Source organism: Janthinobacterium leeuwenhoeki (assembly GCF_051380795.1).
GTDB lineage: Bacteria > Pseudomonadota > Gammaproteobacteria > Burkholderiales > Burkholderiaceae_D > Janthinobacterium.
This window is the reverse complement of the sequence record NZ_JBNYXT010000001.1, coordinates 368627-387110: the sequence shown is the minus strand read 5'-3', so window position 1 is coordinate 387110 and position 18484 is coordinate 368627. Positions and strand designations below refer to the sequence as shown.

The 18484-nt window shown below is 62.4% G+C and carries 18 protein-coding genes; 9 read left to right on the top strand and 9 right to left on the bottom strand.

All coding sequences use genetic code 11. The features are described 5' to 3' along the window. Positions 1-39 precede the first annotated feature (39 nt). A complete protein-coding gene (locus ACQ4WS_RS01655; protein ID WP_436473056.1) occupies positions 40-975 on the top strand; it encodes a DMT family transporter in 936 nt (311 codons plus the stop codon). Between the two features lie 67 nt (positions 976-1042). Here the strand turns inward: ACQ4WS_RS01655 and ACQ4WS_RS01650 are convergent, their stop codons facing one another. After that, positions 1043-1921, bottom strand: a complete 879-nt coding sequence (locus tag ACQ4WS_RS01650; RefSeq protein WP_436473054.1) for a serine hydrolase — start codon at positions 1919-1921, stop codon at positions 1043-1045. A gap of 414 nt (positions 1922-2335) precedes the next feature. Between ACQ4WS_RS01650 and ACQ4WS_RS01645 the strand changes: the two genes are divergently transcribed. Both ACQ4WS_RS01645 and ACQ4WS_RS01640 read left to right on the top strand, forming a co-directional pair. Continuing rightward, positions 2336-3586: a sensor histidine kinase gene (locus tag ACQ4WS_RS01645; protein ID WP_436473052.1), complete on the top strand. Its 1251-nt coding sequence runs from the start codon at positions 2336-2338 to the stop codon at positions 3584-3586. Continuing rightward, positions 3583-4332 carry a LytR/AlgR family response regulator transcription factor gene (locus tag ACQ4WS_RS01640; protein WP_436473050.1) on the top strand — a complete coding sequence of 250 codons (750 nt, stop codon included), beginning with the start codon at positions 3583-3585 and terminating at the stop codon, positions 4330-4332. Before ACQ4WS_RS01645 ends, ACQ4WS_RS01640 begins: the two co-directional genes overlap by 4 nt. Before the next feature lie 58 nt (positions 4333-4390). On the opposite strand, the gene ACQ4WS_RS01635 is transcribed toward ACQ4WS_RS01640, so the two are convergent. Both ACQ4WS_RS01635 and ACQ4WS_RS01630 read right to left on the bottom strand, forming a co-directional pair. Continuing rightward, on the bottom strand, positions 4391-4609 hold the full coding sequence (locus ACQ4WS_RS01635; protein ID WP_034757699.1) for a TOBE domain-containing protein: 219 nt from the start codon (positions 4607-4609) through the stop codon (positions 4391-4393). A gap of 170 nt (positions 4610-4779) precedes the next feature. Further along, on the bottom strand, positions 4780-5835 hold the full coding sequence (locus ACQ4WS_RS01630) for a sulfate ABC transporter substrate-binding protein (RefSeq protein WP_436473048.1): 1056 nt from the start codon (positions 5833-5835) through the stop codon (positions 4780-4782). Positions 5836-6136: 301 nt separating this feature from the next. Between ACQ4WS_RS01630 and ACQ4WS_RS01625 the strand changes: the two genes are divergently transcribed. Further along, complete coding sequence (locus ACQ4WS_RS01625; protein WP_436473046.1) at positions 6137-6667, top strand: GNAT family N-acetyltransferase; 531 nt, start codon at positions 6137-6139, stop codon at positions 6665-6667. A 65-nt stretch (positions 6668-6732) separates the two neighbouring features. Here the strand turns inward: ACQ4WS_RS01625 and ACQ4WS_RS01620 are convergent, their stop codons facing one another. Then, the gene (locus ACQ4WS_RS01620; RefSeq protein ID WP_436473044.1) at positions 6733-7545 is read right to left on the bottom strand and encodes a class II glutamine amidotransferase; all 813 of its coding nucleotides are present in this window, start codon (positions 7543-7545) and stop codon (positions 6733-6735) included. Positions 7546-7777: 232 nt separating this feature from the next. Between ACQ4WS_RS01620 and ACQ4WS_RS01615 the strand changes: the two genes are divergently transcribed. The 3 genes from ACQ4WS_RS01615 to ACQ4WS_RS01605 all read left to right on the top strand — a co-directional run bounded on the left by ACQ4WS_RS01615 (position 7778) and on the right by ACQ4WS_RS01605 (position 10477). After that, a complete protein-coding gene (locus ACQ4WS_RS01615; RefSeq protein WP_436473043.1) occupies positions 7778-8629 on the top strand; it encodes an EAL domain-containing protein in 852 nt (283 codons plus the stop codon). An 83-nt stretch (positions 8630-8712) separates the two neighbouring features. Then, positions 8713-9462 (top strand): YcbK family protein, encoded by a 750-nt coding sequence (locus ACQ4WS_RS01610; RefSeq protein ID WP_436473041.1) that lies wholly within the window; start codon positions 8713-8715, stop codon positions 9460-9462. Between the two features lie 121 nt (positions 9463-9583). Next, entirely contained in the window at positions 9584-10477 is an 894-nt protein-coding gene (locus ACQ4WS_RS01605) for a LysR family transcriptional regulator (protein ID WP_436473039.1), read from the top strand. On the opposite strand, the gene ACQ4WS_RS01600 is transcribed toward ACQ4WS_RS01605, so the two are convergent. Then, positions 10441-10920: a PACE efflux transporter gene (locus ACQ4WS_RS01600; RefSeq protein WP_436473037.1), complete on the bottom strand. Its 480-nt coding sequence runs from the start codon at positions 10918-10920 to the stop codon at positions 10441-10443. The genes ACQ4WS_RS01605 and ACQ4WS_RS01600 overlap by 37 nt on opposite strands. A gap of 182 nt (positions 10921-11102) precedes the next feature. On the opposite strand from ACQ4WS_RS01600, the gene ACQ4WS_RS01595 reads away from it, so the two are divergent. Together ACQ4WS_RS01595 and ACQ4WS_RS01590 are read left to right on the top strand one after the other, a co-directional pair. Continuing rightward, on the top strand, positions 11103-11561 hold the full coding sequence (locus ACQ4WS_RS01595) for a hypothetical protein (RefSeq protein WP_436473036.1): 459 nt from the start codon (positions 11103-11105) through the stop codon (positions 11559-11561). 117 nt (positions 11562-11678) lie between these two features. Beyond that, on the top strand, positions 11679-13844 hold the full coding sequence (locus ACQ4WS_RS01590; RefSeq protein ID WP_436473034.1) for a putative bifunctional diguanylate cyclase/phosphodiesterase: 2166 nt from the start codon (positions 11679-11681) through the stop codon (positions 13842-13844). On the opposite strand, the gene ACQ4WS_RS01585 is transcribed toward ACQ4WS_RS01590, so the two are convergent. The 4 genes from ACQ4WS_RS01585 to flgK form a co-directional block, all read right to left on the bottom strand. After that, on the bottom strand, positions 13829-14929 hold the full coding sequence (locus ACQ4WS_RS01585; protein WP_436473032.1) for a glycosyltransferase family 9 protein: 1101 nt from the start codon (positions 14927-14929) through the stop codon (positions 13829-13831). The two genes, ACQ4WS_RS01590 and ACQ4WS_RS01585, sit on opposite strands and share 16 nt — an antisense overlap. Positions 14930-15078: 149 nt before the next feature. Next, entirely contained in the window at positions 15079-16125 is a 1047-nt protein-coding gene (locus ACQ4WS_RS01580; protein WP_436473031.1) for a hypothetical protein, read from the bottom strand. A gap of 5 nt (positions 16126-16130) precedes the next feature. Continuing rightward, on the bottom strand, positions 16131-17042 hold the full coding sequence (gene flgL, locus ACQ4WS_RS01575) for a flagellar hook-associated protein FlgL (RefSeq protein ID WP_436473029.1): 912 nt from the start codon (positions 17040-17042) through the stop codon (positions 16131-16133). A 10-nt stretch (positions 17043-17052) separates the two neighbouring features. Continuing rightward, positions 17053-18414: a flagellar hook-associated protein FlgK gene (gene flgK / locus ACQ4WS_RS01570; RefSeq protein ID WP_436473027.1), complete on the bottom strand. Its 1362-nt coding sequence runs from the start codon at positions 18412-18414 to the stop codon at positions 17053-17055. Positions 18415-18484: the final 70 nt, after the last annotated feature.

The following is an 18484-nucleotide window of genomic DNA, read 5'->3' as shown; positions in this document are numbered from 1 at the left end:
CACACTACCCGCCGCGCAAGCGGCCATACAGGATATTCCATGTCTTCTTCCGCCATACCTTCCGCCGCCTTGCCTTCCGTGCAATCGCCGCTCGTCTACCTCAAACTGATTTTCGTCGCCCTGTTCTGGGGCGGTACTTTTATCGCCGGGCGCGTGCTGGCGCAGCAGATGCCGCCCATGACGGCTGCCAGCGGACGCTTCGGCGTGGCCGTATTGTTGCTGGTCGTGCTGGCGTGGAAACTGGAAGGGGGCTTGCCGCGCCTGGACCGCAAGCAATTGATGACGACGGCGGCGCTGGGCCTGACGGGCATCTTTTTGTATAACCTGTGCTTCCTGGCGGCCCTGTCGCGCATGCCGGCCGGGCGCACGGCCCTGTTCGTGGCCCTGAACCCCATCGTCACGGCGCTGGCCTCGGCCATGCTGTTCCGCGAAAGGCTCGGTTCCTTCAAGTGGCTGGGCATCCTGCTGGCGTTTTGCGGCACGGCCATCGTCATCACGCGCGGCGATCTCGCCGGCCTGCTGCACGGCACGGGCGGCGGCATCGGCATGGGCGAGGTGTTCATGTTTTGCGGCATTTCCAGCTGGGCTGCCTACACCCTGATCGGCCGCGTCGCGCTGAAGGGCTTGAGCCCGATTGCGGCCACCACGTATGCATCGATGTGGGGCCTGGCCTTTTTGCTGGTGGGGGCGGTGGTGGAATTCCCGACGGTGCCATGGCACAGCTTTGGCTGGCAAGTGTGGGCCGCCATCGGCTACCTGGGCGTGTTCGGCACGGTGATCGGCTTTGTCTGGTATTACGAAGGCGTGAAAGCGCTGGGCCCGTCGCGCACGGCCGTGTTCAACAACCTCGTGCCCGTGTTCGGCATCGTGCTGGCGGCGGCGCTGCTGGGCGAGCCGGTACTGGCCTCGATGCTGGTGGGCGGCGCGGTGACGATTGCCGGCGTCATCATGACCAACCGGCAAATCAAGGCTTAACCCTAAGCAAGGACTGGGGTCCGACCCTGAGGGTCCGACCCCGGCATTTCAAGGGTTAACTTATAGCTCAACGGGCGCGGCGGCGCTTGCTCGGTTTCGCCGGCGCCTTCTTGTGCCGGCTGACGGAAGCGCGCATCACTTTCGGCTCTTCGATGCCGTTCTCGGCCGCCAGCAGGCGGCGGATGTTGACGGCGTCCATGGCGCGCACGGAATTGGCGCGCGCGTTGAGCAAGATCATGGTGGCGAACTTGCCGGCCGACTTGATGCGCATGATCAGGCAACGGCCCGCTTCATTCGTGTAGCCCGTCTTCGACAGGCCGATATCCCAGCCTTTGGCGCCCACCAGGCGGTTCGTATTGTGGTATTCCACGTCGCGCCCCTTGATCTGGATCACGTCCTTCGAATCGGTGGTGATGCGGCTGATTTCCGGGTAGCGCGAGGCGGCCACGGCCATCTTGACCAGGTCCGCTGCCGTCGACTGGTTGTTCGGCGACAAGCCCGTCGGCTCTTCGATGACGGTCTGGCGCATGCCCAGGGCCTTGATCTTGGCATTGACGGCCACGGCAAACGCGGTCGGGCCGCCGGGGAAGGTGCGCGCCAGCGAGGCGGCGGCGCGGTTGTCGGACGACATCAGCGCCAGTTGCAGCACGTCGTGGCGGCTCAGGGTGGCGCCCACGGGCACGCGTGAGGTGCTGTGTTTCAAGGTGTCGACATCCTCGCGATCGATGCTGATCTCTTCCTGCATATTGACTTTGGAGTCAAGCACGACCATGGCCGTCATGAGTTTGGTCAGCGAGGCGATGGGCACCACCACGTTGGAATTTTTTTCCAGCAAGACTTTGCCTGTGCCATCTTCGACCACCAGTATCGACTGGGAACCGAAAGGCACGGCGATGGCCGCTGTCGAAAGCGTCATCAGCACCGCGGCGAACATTTTTTTGAGCATGGGATTGTAATGGGAAAGCAGTTTTGGGGCGCCATCGTGGGCGCTGCGCGCAAATCCGGAAGCGGGCCGCGCGGGGACGCGGCATGTGTCTCGGAGGCAATATTTGCCAAGCTTAGACAATACCATTAAAGATCAAGCGATGTCTACGGTACAGGCCCGTGACAAGCGGTGTTGCGGCCAATTTGGCAAATAAATGGGCTAATCTTGCCGTAGTGAAAATTGTTGGGCGATAATTGATTTCGTCTTGGAAACTTCGTATTATTTCAGCAAGATTGGCAGCACGGGTTCGGCAGACGCCCCGCACTTCGTCGTTGATGCCTGCCCCTTCGTGCTTCGTCGCCCCGCGCTATGCCCTGCAACAGGGGCGCCGTAGACTGCGTTCATGCCTGAATCACAGACCACGGAGAACGCATCGTGTTAAAAAAATATACGGACTGGTACCGCAGCATCGATGAGGAATCGCTGCTGGTGCTGAAACACCCCGAGATGGCGGCGCAGGTCCGGGGACGGGCGCGCCGCTGCATCGCCATGAAGCTGGCCAGGCTGACGCCGATCGAGCGCCAGCAATTGCACGCTTTCCTGCTCAAGTACCGTGGCGCCGGTTTTTACATCGCCGCGTTCAAGCTGATGCTGTTGTTCAGCGCCATCGGCGTCGCCCTGCACCTGCTGCTGCCGGCCAGGTTCGAATTGCTCAAGGCTCTCGTCTTCAGCAACGGCCTGGGTTTTGCGCTGGCGTGGGGCCTGGTGGGCGTCTGGTTCAATTACCGCAGTTCCGTGCGCTACAAGTTCAAGAAACTCTTGCTGATCATGTCGACCTGCGCGGCAGGGGTGGCGGCCGGCGTGCTGCTGGCCGGCTTGAGCGATACCGGTTCCATGGGCATGGCCTTCGAGCGTTTGCTGCGCGTGGGCGGCATCGCCTTGCTGGTGGCCGGTTTGTTTTACATGGTGCCGCTGGCGATCGTGACCACCTGGCGCAACCGGCAATACGAAGCGCTGACCCTGCAGCTGCAGCAGGATGCCGAGCGCGACCGCCTGGCGCGCGAGCTGAGCGAATCGCAGCTGCGCCTGCTGCGGGCGCAGATCGAGCCGCATTTCCTCTTCAATACCCTGGGCGCGGTGCAGCAGCTGGCCGAGCAGGGAGCGCCCAGGGCCGCAGCGCTGACTGCCGACCTGATCGCTTTCCTGCGCGCCAGCCTGGCGGAGATGCGCAGCGAGCAAGTGCCGCTGCAAAGCGAGTTCGACATGGTGGCTGCGTATTTGCGCGTGATGCAGGCGCGCATGGGCTCGCGCCTGCGCTATGCGCTGGACTTGCCGGCCGAACTTGCGCACGCGACGATTCCCAGCATGATCTTGCTGACCCTGGCAGAAAATGCCATCAAGCACGGTATTGAACCATCGTTGCGCGGCGGCCAGATCAGCCTGTCGGCGCTGCGGGTGGACGGCATGCTGCGCCTGCGCGTGCAGGATACGGGCATGGGTTTGCCGCAAAGCGGCGCGGATGGCGCGCAGGGCGGCGGCCTGGGCCTGGAAAACGTGCGCAGCCGGCTGTTGCTGTCCGATCCGTGCGCCAGCTTGAGCCTGCGCGCCGGCGACGAGGGCGGCGTGATCGCCGACATATTGCTACCCGTCAAAATTGCATCCAGCCTGAAAGAGCCTGCCGCATGAACCCCACCATCCTGATCGCCGAAGACGAGCCACTGATGCGCGAGCGTTTGCAAATGCTGCTGGCGCAAGCCTGGCCCGAGGCGCGCATCGTGCTGATGGCGGAAAACGGCAACGATGCCTGGGACGGTTTCCTTGAGCACGAGCCGGACGTGGTCTTCCTCGATATTCGCATGCCGGGCCTGTCGGGCCTGGAAGTGGCCGAGCGCATTGGCAAGCGCGCCCACGTGGTGTTCGTCACGGCCTACGACCAGTACGCCGTCGATGCGTTTGACGCCGGCGCCGTCGATTATCTGTTGAAACCCGTGCAGGCCGAGCGGCTGCAGCGGACGTTGGCCCGTTTGCGCGACAAGCTGGGCGCGCAGCCGGCCGATATGGCCAATTTATTGCAGTCGCTGCGCGCCGCCTTGCCGGCGCCGCCGCGCGACAAGTTGAAATGGATCAAGGCCAGCGTGGGCAAGCAGATCCGTTTGATCGACATCGATGACGTGCTGTTCTTCCAGGCCGACACCAAGTACACGCGCGTGGTGCTGGCCGGCTCGGAAGCGCTGGTGCGCACGCCGCTGAAGGATTTGCTGGGCGGTCTTGATCCGGAACAATTCTGGCAAATCCACCGCGGCACCATGGTCAACGTCAAAGCCATCGAGGCGGCCGAGCGTATCGACGCCGAGCGCATGCAGGTGCTGCTGCGGGGCAGCACGGAAAAGCTGCCCGTCAGCCGCACGTTTACCTATTTGTTTCGCGATTAGCCTGCAATGCAAACGCCCCGCACTTGGCGGGGCGGGGCGATCAGCGGCTGCGCCGTGCTTACTGGATCTTGGCGATCGACACTTCCGTCGATTTCACCAGCGCGATGACTTCGCTGCCCACTTTCAAGTCCAGGTCCTTGATCGAGCGCGAGGTGATCACCGACGTGACGATGCCATGCGGCGTTTCCACGTCCACTTCCGAGACCACGGGGCCAAAGATGATTTCCTTGATCTTGCCTCTGAACTGGTTGCGTACATTCACTTCCGAGATAGCCATGATTTTTCCTTTATGCCCGTAATGCGCCGTGCGGCGCGACATGGCCAGAGTACGGCGCGCGCACGCTTTTGACCACGAATCGATGCGCATATCGATATGCGCAAACAGGGCGGACATGAAAAAACCGGGACTAATGAACTAATCCCGGTTTTTGTTGATACAGCGCAAGCTTACTTCTGATAAATCTTGTCGAATTCGCCGCCATCGTCAAAATGTTTCTTTTGCGCCTGTTTCCAGCCGCCAAAGACGTCATCGATGGTAAACAGCGAGATCGGCTTGAAGCTGGCCGCGTATTTCTTGGCGACTGCGGTCGAACGGGGGCGCAGGTAGTGCTTGGCGACCAGTTCCTGGCCTGCTTCCGAGTATAGGTATTGCAGGTAGGCCGTGGCTTCCTTGCGCACGCCGCGGCGGTCGACGACCTTGTCGACGACGGCCACCGGCGACTCGGCCAGGATGGAGATGCTTGGATACACCACTTCGAAGTTGTCGCCGAATTCGGCACGCACCAGTTGCACTTCATTTTCAAACGTCACTAACACATCGCCGATTTCACGCTGGGTAAAGGTGGTGGTGGCGCCGCGGCCGCCGCCGTCCAGCACGGGCACGTTCTTGAACAGCTTGCTCACCAGCTCGCGCGCCTGCGCTTCGCTGCGGCCTTTTTTTACGGCATAGCCCCACGCTGCCAGGTAGGTGTAGCGGCCATTGCCCGAGGTTTTCGGGTTGGGCACGATGACCTTGATGCCGGGCTTGGCCAGGTCGTCCCAATCCTTGATGTGTTTCGGGTTGCCTTTGCGCACCAGGTACACCATGGTCGAGTAAAACGGCGCCGCATTGTTCGGGAATTTCTTGGCCCAGTCGGCCACCACCAGGCCGCGCTCGACGAGGATGTCGATGTCATTGGCCTGGTTCATGGTCACGACGGATGCTTCCAGGCCATCGGCGACGGAGCGCGCCTGCTTGCTGGAGCCGCCGTGCGATTGCTTGATGGTAATGGTTTCGCCTGTTTTGGCTTTCCAATCAGCAATAAATGCGGGATTCACGTCCTTGAACAGTTCGCGCATCACGTCGTAGGACGCGTTCAGCAAGACCACCGGTTCGGCGGCGCTGGCGGCCATCGGCAGGCTCATGGCGGCGGCGGAAGCGGCCAGGGCGCTGGCCAGGAACCAGCGGCGCGAGCGTTGGGTGAGCGTTGCTGCGGCAGTCGTTACGGCGTTGGAATGGGTCATGTTGAACTCTTGTTGTGAGAATAGATAGACATAGTCTAAAATTCCGGCCGGAAAAGAAACGAATTTTTCGTAATATGCTTAGATTCGATTCCCGTTTGCGCTACAAAACAGATATCGATTTCTGGAAACATTCGTGGGCAAGATGCGCATCAACACTTAGTCTGCAGGCATTGCGCCATAGGCAAAACCAGCCCGTGGCGTGCGGCACAAAACCCGAAAGCGCCGCTTGGTGTATAGTCGAATCGCACGATACAGGGGTGAAACCGCCTGCATCGGCAACTGGAATATTTTGTGAGCGTACATGAGTCTTGAAATTCGTATTGCAACATCGACCGACGCTTTCGAAGCGTGCAAGGTATTACGACGCTCCATCGTCGAATGCTGCAGCCTCGATCATCGGGACGATCCGGCCATCCTGGAAGCCTGGCTGGGCAATAAAACACCGCAGATGGTGGCGTGCTGGTTTGCGTCGCCGACTAATTTTTCGCTGGTCGCAGTCGAGGCGGGCGCCGTTGTCGGCGTCGGCTTGCTGACGCGCGCCGGCAAGTTGGCCCTGTGCTACCTGCTGCCCGAGGCGCAAGGCCGCGGCGCCGGCAAGGCGCTGGTGGAACAGCTGGAAGCGCAGGCGCGCGAGTGGGGCATCAAGGCCCTGCAACTGCACAGCACGGCCAGCAGCCAGGCCTTTTTCGTCAAGCAGGGGTATGTCGAGGCGGGCAATGTGCGTTCGCCGTATGGCGTGGAAACGATTTTTTGCTGGAAGCAGCTTGACCCCACAGGTATCTCTAGCGGCGACCCCAAGCGCAAGCGCTTTTGCAACTGCAATTCGGCCTGACGGCCCTCCAGCACCTCAGCCCGCCCATTCGGCGGCGGGCCTTTCCCCTCTTTGAATATTCCCCTTCAGTAACTTATCTGGATATACACGCCTTGCTGCGCGCTATCGTTTGCTGGCAGCAAGGTGCCGCCGGCAAACAGTTTCAGTTCGCCGGGCGCGAATGCCAGCCAGTCCTCGTTTTGCGTCAGGGGATGCGTGGCGATGACGGCGATGCGGTCGTCCAGGTGATTATGCTGGCGAAAGTCGATGCTGCGTTCGCAGTCGATCAGTTGCGCCACGGAAAACGGGTATTCACGTATCACATAGTGCAAATGCGTGGAACAGTGGGCAAACAGCAACTCGCCGTCCGACAGGATGAAATTGAAGCTGCCGTGCGCGGCGATCTCGCCCGCCACCTTGGCGATGGCGGCGCGCAAGTCGGCGCGCGTGGGTATGCCCAGAGGAAATTGCGTGCGCAAGGTGGCCAGCAGGTGGCAGAATGCTTGTTCGCTGTCCGTGTCGCCGCTGGCGCGGTAGTGCGCATTGGCGGGCGCGCGCCACGTTTTCAAGTCGCCATTGTGGGCGAAGGACCAGGTCTTGCCCCACAGTTCGCGGGCGAACGGGTGGGTGTTTTCTGGCGCGATGCGGCCTTGCGTGGCCTTGCGGATGTGCGCGACGATGTTTTTCGCCTTCACGGGGTGCCGCTGCACCTGGGCCGCCAGCGGCGAATCGATGGCTGCCAGGTGATCCGTCAGCAAGGTGCAGCCGCTGCTGGAATGATAGGCGATGCCCCAGCCGTCGCGGTGCTCGTCCGTGCGTCCGCCCCGTTCGGCAAAGCCGGCAAAGGAAAATCCCAGCGCGGCCGGCTTGCTGCTGTTCATTGCGAGTAACTGGCACATGGTGGCCCTTCCTGATGGTAACGGTACCTGCCCACAGTAAAGGCCGGGGCAGGTCGCTGGAAGGAATGTTTCCGACTATCGTTATGCGCTGGCCGTCGCATCCCATATGTGCTGGGCGCATATCAAATGGCGAAACGATTCGTTCTCCTTTGCTTGGCGCGGCCGTACTCTGCACACTTTGGCGCCGTCTTCCCTCTGAGGGCAGCTGGCGCAGCCCGATGAAAGAGCACGTATGCCATTTCCCGTCCTGAAAAATTATCTGGCCCGCCTGTCGCATCAAACTCAGGCTGGCACCAGCGTCTGGCTCGACGGGGAGGGCAGGGCGCTGGGGCGCTTTTTCAATTGCACCATGACCAGCGCCTTCCAGCCGCTGCGCGAACTGGACAGCGGCAAGCTGGTGGCGTTCGAGGGGCTGGCGCGCAGCGTGTCGAAGGCGGACGAGGGCTTGTCGCTGTGGCGCCTGCTCGATCACGCGGCCAGCGACGATGAGTCTGTGGAGCTGGATCGCCTGTGCCGCATGCTGCATGCAATCAATTTCTTCCGCCAGAGCGAGGCGGAGCAGTCCGACTTGTACCTGAATGTGCATGACCGCCTGCTGAGCGCCGTCAGCAGCAATCACGGCCACGCCTTTCAGCGTATCCTTGACGCGCTGGGCTTGCCCATTGAGCGCATCGTGCTGCAATTGCCGACGGTCACGCCGAAGCAGGGTTGGCTGCTCAACTACGTGGCCGACAATTACCGGCGCAACGGTTTTCGCCTGGCCATCAATGTGACCAGCGTGCAGGAGGCCACGGGCATGCTGGAGCGCTTGCACCCGCATGCGTTCAAGCTCGACGCGGGCAACCTCAGCGATGAGCAGGCCGTTGCCAGCTTCGTCAGCGTGTGCCATGCAGCGGACATTCGCGTCATCTTCAAGCGCCTCGACACGCCGGCCGCGCTGGCCGCGCTGCAGCGCATCGCCGCCACCACGGGCTTGCCCATCGTCGCCCAGGGTTATCTGCTCGACAAGCCTTTGACGGCGCTGGCGCAGGCAAACCGCGACGTGGCGGCCAGCGCCGCCGCCGCGCAGGGCGCCCAATGCTGAAATGAGGGCGGCACGATAGCATTGAGGGTTTTTCTTCGCAGCACAATACGCTATAGTATTCCCATCGTTAAATTGGATTGACTATGGCATCGCGCAGAAATTTTCTACATCACGGTATGGGCCTGGCTGCGCTGGGCCTGGTTGCCACCCCGCTCATCGGCTGCGCCTCGCGCACGGCCGCTCCCGCTTCGGCTTCGGCCAGCGCCAAGCCGCGCGCGCCGCGTACGGGCGTGCCGCCCCAGCCGACGCAACTGGCCAGCGTCGACCGCTCTATCACCTCGCAGTCGCGCCAGGTCATCACGGAACTGGAGCCGCCGCCCGACATCTTCGACGCGCAGGCGCTGGACCTGGAATTCTGGCTCAAGCCCCGCACCCTGGAAGTGGTGCGCCCGGCCAGCAATGAAAAGGCGAAGTTGCTGTATTGGAAAGATGGTGAAGTCATCGATTCGGCTTACCAGGAGCTGTGCCATTTGCTGCGCGACGTGAACGGCAAGAAAACGGCGCCCATCGACCCGAAACTGCTGGAAACTCTGTGGGGCACGCAAGCGTTCGTGGCCCGCTACGGCATCGAGCAGCCGCTGGAGATTTTGTCGGGCTACCGCACGGCCGAATCGAACAGCCGCCTGCGCGAAGCGGGCGTGCCGGCGGCGCGCCAGTCGCTGCACATTTCCGGCCGCGCCGCCGACATCCGCGTGGCGAATCTGAACGCGGAAGTGCTCGGTTCGCTGGTGCGCAGCTTCAAGCAGGGCGGCGTGGGTTTCTATTACCGCAACGGTCCGCGTGGCGGCTGGATCCATGCGGATACGGGATTGCAGCGCGTCTGGAAGGGATAAACGCCCACGCCAGGCAATCGCTATATAACCGCCGCAGTAGTGTGGTGGATGAGTCACGTTGACTTCGGCCATTGCCGATTTGACCGCCGGCGCGTCAAAAAGTGCCATCCTTTTCCACTCCATGAAACTCTCCAGCCATAACATCGAACTGTTCCTGGCCGTCGTCGACGGCGGCTCGTTCTCGGCCGCCGCGCGCGCCCTGCGGCGGGCGCCGTCGGCCGTCAGCATGGCAATGGCCAATATCGAAGCGGAACTGGGCATCACCCTGTTCGACCGCGGCGCGCGCGAAGCCGTGCCCACGCCTGCCGCCATGGCCCTGATACCGCACGCCCGCCTGATCGCCGAGCAGTTGAAACAGTTGCACCTGCACGTGCAGGAATTGTCGCAGGGACTGGAAAGCCGCATTTCGCTGGGCATTGCAGCCGAGCTTGACCATACACCCTTGCTGGCCGCCGTGCGCGCCCTGTCGCAGCGCCATCCGCTGCTTGACATCGAGGTGCTGACGGCGCCGCAGGACGATGTGCTCGACATGCTGCACCGGGGCCGCATCAGCGCCTGCATGGCTTTCGCTGGCGGGCGCATCAATCACGAGGAACAGTTCCAGCTGGTGGGCAGCGATGCCTTGCTGGCGATTATCTCGACCCAGCATCCGCCCAGCGCGGCGGGCCAGCCTGTGTATATCGAGGAATTGGTGAATTTGCGCCAGATCATCGTGGCCAGCCGCGAACTCGACCTGGCCGATGCGCGCCCTGTGGTGGGCTTGTCCTATTGGCGCACGGACAGCTTGCCGATGGCGCTGGCGATGGTGGAAGCGGGGCTGGGCTGGGGCAACTTTGCCGCCTCGGCCATCAAGGACTCGCTGGCGGCGGGGCGGGTGCGCTGCGTGGCGTTCAAGAATACGGGCAATGGCCTGGTCGTGCCCATCCACCTGGTGTGGATGAAGGACCGGCCGCTGGGCATGGCGGCGCGGTCCTTTCTTCAGTTGCTGACCGCGTCGGAAACTCTCGCGCCCTGAGTATCGGGCGCTTCTTCCTTCGGCTGCTGCGCCGACAGGGGCACGCCGAACAGGCCGTCGAAGAAATAGTTAAAAATGAAGCTGTAGCAAGGGATGATCAGCATCAGCGCGAAATCGAGCACGAAGGCATCCCACAGGCTGATATTGAGCCACCAGGCGATCAACGGGATCAGGTAGATGACCAGCGTGATCTGGAAACCGATCGCGTGCAAGATGCGGCGCGAGACCGTGCGCGTGCGCGACACTTGGCGGATTTCCCAGTATTCGAAGGCCGTGTTGTAGAGCAGGTTCCAGATCACGGCGATGCTAGTGATCATGATCGCCAGCGGTCCCGTGCTGGTGGGCGATTCGCCCGAAAGCAGGGTCAGCCATGCCGTGGAAATGGCCATGCCGATGATTTCAAAGGCGGTGACGTAGACGATTTTGCGTTTGATGCCTTGCATGTAAAGCCTGTAAAGAAGAGATGGCGCGTATTTTAAGTCAGGTATGCTGATGTTAAAAGTTGATAGCTATCAGTTTATCTGATGATTATGCCCGAGCAATACCATGCGTGCCGTGAACGGTGGATAATGTCGGCTGGCGGGCAACCGTTCCCGCCGCATCACCGCAGAAAAGGTCAACGAGCATGCAAGGCGCAGCAGACAGCAACATCCCCGATTCCCCAGATTCCCCCGCCAGCGCGGACGAGCGTCCCCGTTTTCGCTCCCGTCCGTGGGAGCACCTGGAAACGCCGTACGACGTGGAAGTGTGGATCGAGGAACATAACCGCAGCATGCAGGACAATATCCGCGCCACGGAAACGGGCGTGGGCATCTGCTTTACCCTGGCCGAAGGGGGCGATATCTATATGCAGACGAGCGCCGACGGCGCCGTCGTGCTCGACGTGACGCCGGACGCGGCCTGGGTCTCTCCCTTGATCAGCGCGGCGACGGGCTGCGAGACGCCGGACTCGTCGCTGTGGATCTTGCCTGACGACAAGCTGATTCAGCTGATCGTGGGCCTGTCCAGCCTGGTGGCCAGCACCTTGCTGGTGGTGGGCCACGATTTCGGCCTGCGCCGGCGCCGTATGGGGCCGGGGCGCTGATCGGCCTTGTTGTAGAAACGGTATCCAGGGCAGGCATGGCTCGACACTGCGCGTGGCGCGTGCTAGTCTCGCAATTGCACCCACCTTGTCGCCAGGGCGGCAGTGCAAAGGACAGCCATGGATACGCCACCGCAAGCGCTACCTGTTCCGGATTTCTCTCCTCGCTGCCACGACGGCGTGCCGCTGCATGCCGCGCCCCTGCTTGACGATGGCGTCTTCAGCCCGGAACGGGTGAAGGCCGAGCGTGAGCAAGCCTATTTCAACGATTTATACCTGCTGGCGCCCGTCGCCTATTTCGTGCTGGGTCTCGATGGCGTGATCCTGCAAGTCAACCTGGTGGCGGCCGAATTGTTCGGTTTGGTGCGGGAACGGCCCGGCCACATACTGTTCCGCTCCTATGTGCACGAGGCGTTCCGCCACGATTTCGAGCAGTTCGTGCAGCGCGTGCTCAATAGTAGCGAGCCCGAGCGCATCCAGCTGCAGATACGGCTGCGCCCTGGAGCGCGCGAGGCGGGCTTGCCCGTCAGCCTGCTGGGCAGCGCCGACCCGAACGGCCAGGCGCTGCGCCTGGTGCTGGAGCAGGCCGAGGGCAAGCTGGCCGCGCTCGAACGCAGCGAAGAGCGCTTCCGGCGCATCGTGCACAGCGCCGAGGAGGGCATCTGGGAAATCGATGCGCAGGCGCTGACCAGCTTTGTCAATCCGAAGATGGCGTACATGCTCGGTTGTCAGATCGAGGATATGCTGGGCCAGCCGCTGGCCGCCTTCATGGATGACGAGGGGCGCGCCATCCTGGAGCGCAACATTACGCGGCGCCAGGTTGGCATTGCCGAACGCCACGAATTCAAGTTTCTGCGGTGTGATGGCAGCACCCTGTGGGCCACCCTGGCCACCAATCCCATCTTCGATTCCGGCGGCACCTACCTGGGCGCGCTGGCGCTGGTTAGCGACATCACGGCGCAGCGCGCCGCGTCCGAGCGCATCTGGCGGCAAGCCAACTTCGATGAGCTGACGGGCTTGCCGAACCGCCACATGTTCCTCGACCGGCTGCAGCACGAGGCGCGCCACGCCAGCCGCGAAGGCGCTTGCCTGGCCCTGCTGTTCATCGACCTCGATCATTTCAAGCAAGTGAATGACCGCCTCGGCCACGAGAAGGGCGACATGCTGCTGCGCCAGGCGGCGCTGCGCATCAGCGAGCGCGTGCGCGCCACCGATACGGTAGCGCGCCTGGGCGGCGACGAGTTCACCGTCATCCTGGCCGGCGTGGGGCAGCTGGGCGGCATCGAACGCGTGCTGCAGGAGCTGACGACGGCGCTGGCCCTGCCTTTTATACTCGACGGCGAGACGGCGCAAGTGTCGGCCAGCGTGGGCGTAGCGCTGTATCCGGCCGACGCCGAGGCAACGGACACCTTGCTGCGGCATGCCGACCAGGCCATGTATGCGGCCAAGAGTGCGGGGCGCAACGGCTACAGTTATTTCACGCCGGCCTTGCAGCAGGCGGCCGAAATGCGCCGCAATACGGTGCGCGAGATGCGCCTGGCGCTGGCGCAGGAGCAGTTCGAAGTGCATTACCAGCCCATCATCCGCCTGTGTGATGGCGTCATCGAGCGGGCCGAGGCGCTGCTGCGCTGGCGCCATCCGCTGCGCGGCTTGCTCGTGCCCGCCGACTTCATCGCCTTTGCCGAGGCAAACGGCCTGATCATCGATATCGGCGAGTGGGTATTTCACCAGGTCGTGCGCCAGGCGCGGCAGTGGCAAGACGAGCATGGCGCCGCGTTCCAGATCAGTATCAACAAGTCGGCCGTGGAATTTCGCTGCGACGGTGCGCTGTACCAGGATTGGGGCGGGCACCTGGCGCGCCAGGGCCTGGTGTCGGGCGCCATCGTTATCGAAACAACAGAAGCCGTGCTGCTCGACAAGGCGTGCCAGGTGGCAGACCGGCTGCGCCAGTTTCGCGCCATGGGCCTGGCGCTGGCGCTGGACAATTTCGGCAGCGGGCAAGTGTCGCTCGCGTGCATCAAGACGGCCGATATCGACTTTCTCAAGATCGACCGCTCCCTGGTCGCCGAGCTGGAGCGCGACGATGCCGGGTTGGGCCTGTGCGAGGCGATCATTGCACTGGCGCAGCGGCTGAGACTGAAAGTCGTGGCCGAAGGGGTGGAAACGGCGTCGCAGCGCGATCTGCTGCGCGCTGCCGGCTGCGATTATGCGCAGGGTTATTTCTTTTCCCGCGCGCTGCCGGCAGGGCAAATGAACCGCCTGCTGGCGGCTCAGGCGGCTGCCTGAACGGTCTCCTGCGCCTTCCCGTCGCCCTCCATCAGCTGTTCCACGGCGGCCAGGGTGTCGGCGTCGCTGACCTTGGCCAGGGTCAAGCCAGGCGCCAGGATGACACGGTAGTGGCGGCTGGCCGGATAAAACCAGCGGTAGTTATCGGTGCGGATGTAGTAGCCGACGATTTTCTTGTCATACGCCGAGGCGATGTGGATCACCGAGGTGTCGGGCGACAGTACCAGTTCGCAGCGGCGGATCAGGGCCGCCAGTTCGAGGATGTGGCCGGTGGGTGGTGCGGCCATCACGTTGGCATGACCGGTGCCGTCCACGATTTCGGCGGCGCGCGCCTCGGTGCCTGGCGCGGCGATCACCAGCAGCGCATGGCGTGGATAGCGTGCCGCCAGGGCGGCGCAGCAGCGCTGGGCGTCAGCCACGCTGACCGTGCGTTGCGCATTGCTGCCCTGGAAATTGAGGCAGAACAAGCCTTCATAGCTACGCAGCAGGGTGTCGCAGGCGGCATCGACCTGTGCCGCGTGCGCATCCACGCCGAACAGTTCATAGCGTAGGTCGATGTCGCGCAGGGCAAAGGCCTCAAAGGTGGCGAAAAAACTGTGCAGAATGTGGCGGCTGCGGTCGCAGGACACCGTATGGTCGAACATGCCCAGATTGGATGTCGAGGTGCCGTATTTGGGAATGGCAAAGCCCGTCAAATAGCGCGCGCCCAGCCATTTTATGCGTAGCAGCAAGGGAATCGAAAAGCGGTTGTAGGGGTTGAAGATGACGTCATAGCGCCGCCGGCGCAGCGCGGTGATGGTGGTGCGCAAGTCGCGCAGCAGCGGCTGCTTGTCCCAGATGAGGATGTCGTTCACATGCGGGTTATCGGCAATCACTGCGCGGTTGGCGCTGCTGGCCGCCACGTCGATCTGCCAATGCGGATAGTTTTTTTTCAGTTCGCGCAGCAGTGCCGAGGTAACGATCATGTCGCCGATCTTGTCGTTGCGCAAAATCAATACCTTGCGCACCTTGGCGATATCGAGAGGCTGCTTGTCGGATTTGCCCAGCAGGGCGTAACTGAGCAGCCGGGCGGCGGTTTTTATCAAGGTTACTCCGGAAGTGGATGACGGGATGCGCTGGCGTATGGTGCAAAAAGCAAGCAACAGCGACATCTTACGGATTTTCACCGTCCTGAGCTAGGGGGGCGTGCCCCGCTATTGCTGCGCGCGCCAAGGCAGCACCCGCAGGAGGACGCTTACTCCAGGCCCAGCAGCGCGACGACGCGCTCGCGGCTGATGCCGACTAGCGCCGAGCTGATCGCCAGCAGCGATTCATAGCCGGGCTGGCTGGCTTTTTGCGTGAAGTTTTCCGCCAGCGTATCCATGCTAACGTTGACTTGCTGCACTGGTTGCGCGCGGGCAACCCGGCCCGTGGCTTGCGCCAGGGCCAGGCTGACGGAACTGCGCGCCGCCTGCAACCGCGCCAGCGCCTGCACAACTTGCTGCAAGGTGGCGCGCAAGGCTTCCACGTCGTCGGTATGCCATTCTTCCGGGGCGATGGCGGCCGGTTCCGCATCCGTGCGCACGCGGCTCATCTGGCCGGTCGGATAGCGGATGCCGCTGCCGCGCACGGACAGACTGTCGCGCACGTTGGCCCAGGCCGCTTCCGACGTGCTGAACACCAGTTCGCCATTTTCGCCCAGCTTGACGCCTATGCCTGACGGCATCAGTGCGCGGTCGAAGCGGGAGACGATTTCGCTCTCGCTCAGGCCAGGTTGGATATTCACCGAGCGCAAGGCCTGGCTGGCGCCGCCGACAGAAAACGCCAGCACTTCCTGCGGGCCTTCCTGCAGGCTGGCCATGGTCAGGCCGCGGATGCTGAAGTTCTGCTGTGCCGTCTGCGGGCTGGTATAGCCCAGCTGTGCGTCGAGTGTGCCGCCCGAGGCGCTGGCGCGCTGGCGCCAGGTATTGCTGAATTGGCGTACTCTTGCTTCGACTTGCCCTTCGCGGCCCTGGCGCGCGGCCAACTTGGCCGCCAGTTCGCTTTTCAGCGCTTGCAACTGGCTGCTGCTGCGTTCCAGGTAATCGAGCGTTTGTTGCGCGTTAGAAATTTCTCCCTGCAACTGGTGATCCCAGTTGCTCAGGCCGCGCTGCAGGCTCGCCGTCGACCTCTTCGCTGCCGGCGCCTCGCTGTGCGCGCTGGCGCTGCCGTTGATGGCGGCGGACGCGTCATCGACGACGCGGGCTGCGCCGGCGCCTTTGGCATTGACGCCGGAAGAGGAGGAAGTCTGAACGATGTGCATGATGGTCAGAGAAGATCAAACAGGGATATGGTGCCCACTTTGGCGTACGCCTTGTACGTCGCCTGCAGGGCTACCTGATAGCCCGTCAGATCGATCGCGGCAGCGCCCATATCGGTCTTTTTCAGATCCAGCAGGGCTGAATCGTTCGACAGCGAGACGTTGGCCAGGTTGCCGGAGAGCGTGGTGAGGATGTTTTGCGCGCCGCCGAAGATGGCAATCTTGCCGGAAAGTAAATTCATGCCATCATCGGTGCCACTCAAGCCGTCGTTGACGATGGCGCGCACTGCAGGGTCGTTGGGGTTGACGCCTTTTGTGCCGAGGGTGGTGACGACCTGGTCGATCTTGTTGAGCCACACTTCGAGTTGCTTCACGTCAACGTTGGCCGCCTGCGTCACGCCATTGCCCACCACCACGGTCTGCGAATCGGTATTGCCGACATAGCTGTACCGCGAACCGGGGGCCGCCGCCGGGTCGTACTTGATGGGCGGCTGATCGGTGGCGGTGCCGGAAAACATGTAGCGGCCTTCCTGGTCTTGCAGGTTGGCCGTGTACAGCACGCTGTCGCGCATGGCGGCCAGCGATTGCGTCATCGCATTGAGGTCACCGGGCGTATTGCTGCCGTCGGCGGCCCATACCAGCAGGTCGCGCGCCTGGCCCATGTCGGTGACCATGCTCGACAGGTAGTTCTCGTTTTTTAGCAGGCGCACTTTCACCGTGGCGATATTGTCCTGGTACTGCTCGACCATGGCTTGCTCGCGCGTCAGGCGTGATATGCGCACGTTGCCGATCGGATCGTCCGATGGCAACTGGATGCGCAAGCCCGATGACATCTGCTGGGTCACATAATTGATGCGTTCCTGGTTTTGCTGAAGAGAAATATTAATCAGCGATTGGTACTGGCTGCTGGCGACACGCATGATCTTCTCCTTAACCCATCATTTGCAAAGTGGCATCAAACAAGGTATTCGCCACGGAAATGACCTTCATGTTTGCCTGATACATATTCTGGAATTCCACCAGGCTCATCGCTTCCTCGTCCTTGTTCACGCCGCTGGTGGATTTCCAGTCATCGATGGCTTGCGCGCGCACCGTGTTGGCCGTTTTCAGCAAGGCCTGGTTTTGCTGGCTGTAGATGCCCAGCTTGCCGACCAGTTGCGTGTCGGCGTCGCTCACCAGGACCGAGCCCACCCAGCTGACGGTGATCGGTTGTTTCTTGATATCGATCAATTTCTGCAAGTTGCCACTGTCGCCGGCCTCGCCCGTCAGCGACAGGGCCAGGTCCTTGGCGTTGAAGCCGGCGGTAATGCTCAGCTTGCCATTCGCGTAGGCCAGCAGGGGGCCGCCGGCCGTGCCAGCCATGGTCTTGCCCAGGGCCAGCTGCGCATTGACCATGCTGCTTAGTTGCGTGGCTATGTCTTGCAGCGACTGCTGCAGCGGTTTCAGGGTATTTTGCTCGAATTCGCCCAGGCCGCCCATTTGGCCGCCGATGGTCACCATATCGAGCGTATACGTCGACTTGGCGAAATCGAGGCTCAAGGTTTGTTCACCCGTCTTCGTCATGCTGCTGCTGAGGGTAGCGGCAATGTTGCCGATGACCAGCGGCTGGCCTGACTTCAGCGAGACATTGCGCGAGCCGTCCGGCTGGTCGAGCACTTCGATGCCCATTTGCGATGCCAGGCCATCGATCAGCTGGTCGCGCGCATCCATCAGCGACGACACATTCGTGCCGGAAGCGGTGGCGGTGCTGATGCGCTGGTTCAGCGCGGCGATATTGGACAGGGTGGTATTGGCTTGTGGCACGATGGCTGCGCGCTGCTGCTGCACCGACAGCAACTGGTTGCTCATGACGGTGCTGATGCTGTTGAAGCGCTGCGCCATGGCGTCGGCGGAGGTGACGATCTGCTGGCGCAGCGGCGTCGACGTCGGGTCGACGGCGGCCGCGTTGAGCGCCTTGAAGAAGCCGTCGATGCCGCTGCTGATGCTCGACTTGTCATCTCCCATGATGCGTTCCAGTTGCGTCAGGTAAGGCTGGTTCTGTGAACGGGCGCCCTGGTCGGACGCGGCGCGCCACATTTGCTGGCTTTTATAGGCATCGGCAAAGCGCAGCAGGGCAGACACTTCCACGCCATTGCCGGCCGAGCGCGCGCCCACGCCGGCGCCAAGCGAAGACAAAAGCACGCCCTGACGCGTATAGCCCGCCGTTTGCAGGTTGGCGATGTTCTGGCTGGCCGCATTGAGTGCGGCCTGGGCGGCGATGCTGCCTGACAATGCATTGCTGATGATGCTCATTGGGCAAGTTTCTTTCGTGAAGAGTGTGGCGCGTGCGGGTGGGCAGGCATTGAATCGTTGTTACCTTGTA

Coding starts and splice junctions, on each gene's coding strand:
- ACQ4WS_RS01640 (WP_436473050.1), top strand. CDS start 3,583: ATGAACCCCACCATCCTGATCGCCGAAGACGAGCCACTGATGCGCGAG.
- ACQ4WS_RS01620 (WP_436473044.1), bottom strand. CDS start 7,545: ATGTGCCAGTTACTCGCAATGAACAGCAGCAAGCCGGCCGCGCTGGGA.
- ACQ4WS_RS01590 (WP_436473034.1), top strand. CDS start 11,679: ATGGATACGCCACCGCAAGCGCTACCTGTTCCGGATTTCTCTCCTCGC.
- flgK (WP_436473027.1), bottom strand. CDS start 18,414: ATGAGCATCATCAGCAATGCATTGTCAGGCAGCATCGCCGCCCAGGCC.
- ACQ4WS_RS01625 (WP_436473046.1), top strand. CDS start 6,137: ATGAGTCTTGAAATTCGTATTGCAACATCGACCGACGCTTTCGAAGCG.
- ACQ4WS_RS01610 (WP_436473041.1), top strand. CDS start 8,713: ATGGCATCGCGCAGAAATTTTCTACATCACGGTATGGGCCTGGCTGCG.
- flgL (WP_436473029.1), bottom strand. CDS start 17,042: ATGCGTGTCGCCAGCAGCCAGTACCAATCGCTGATTAATATTTCTCTT.
- ACQ4WS_RS01615 (WP_436473043.1), top strand. CDS start 7,778: ATGCCATTTCCCGTCCTGAAAAATTATCTGGCCCGCCTGTCGCATCAA.
- ACQ4WS_RS01630 (WP_436473048.1), bottom strand. CDS start 5,835: ATGACCCATTCCAACGCCGTAACGACTGCCGCAGCAACGCTCACCCAA.
- ACQ4WS_RS01650 (WP_436473054.1), bottom strand. CDS start 1,921: ATGCTCAAAAAAATGTTCGCCGCGGTGCTGATGACGCTTTCGACAGCG.
- ACQ4WS_RS01605 (WP_436473039.1), top strand. CDS start 9,584: ATGAAACTCTCCAGCCATAACATCGAACTGTTCCTGGCCGTCGTCGAC.
- ACQ4WS_RS01655 (WP_436473056.1), top strand. CDS start 40: ATGTCTTCTTCCGCCATACCTTCCGCCGCCTTGCCTTCCGTGCAATCG.
- ACQ4WS_RS01635 (WP_034757699.1), bottom strand. CDS start 4,609: ATGGCTATCTCGGAAGTGAATGTACGCAACCAGTTCAGAGGCAAGATC.
- ACQ4WS_RS01595 (WP_436473036.1), top strand. CDS start 11,103: ATGCAAGGCGCAGCAGACAGCAACATCCCCGATTCCCCAGATTCCCCC.
- ACQ4WS_RS01600 (WP_436473037.1), bottom strand. CDS start 10,920: ATGCAAGGCATCAAACGCAAAATCGTCTACGTCACCGCCTTTGAAATC.
- ACQ4WS_RS01580 (WP_436473031.1), bottom strand. CDS start 16,125: ATGCACATCGTTCAGACTTCCTCCTCTTCCGGCGTCAATGCCAAAGGC.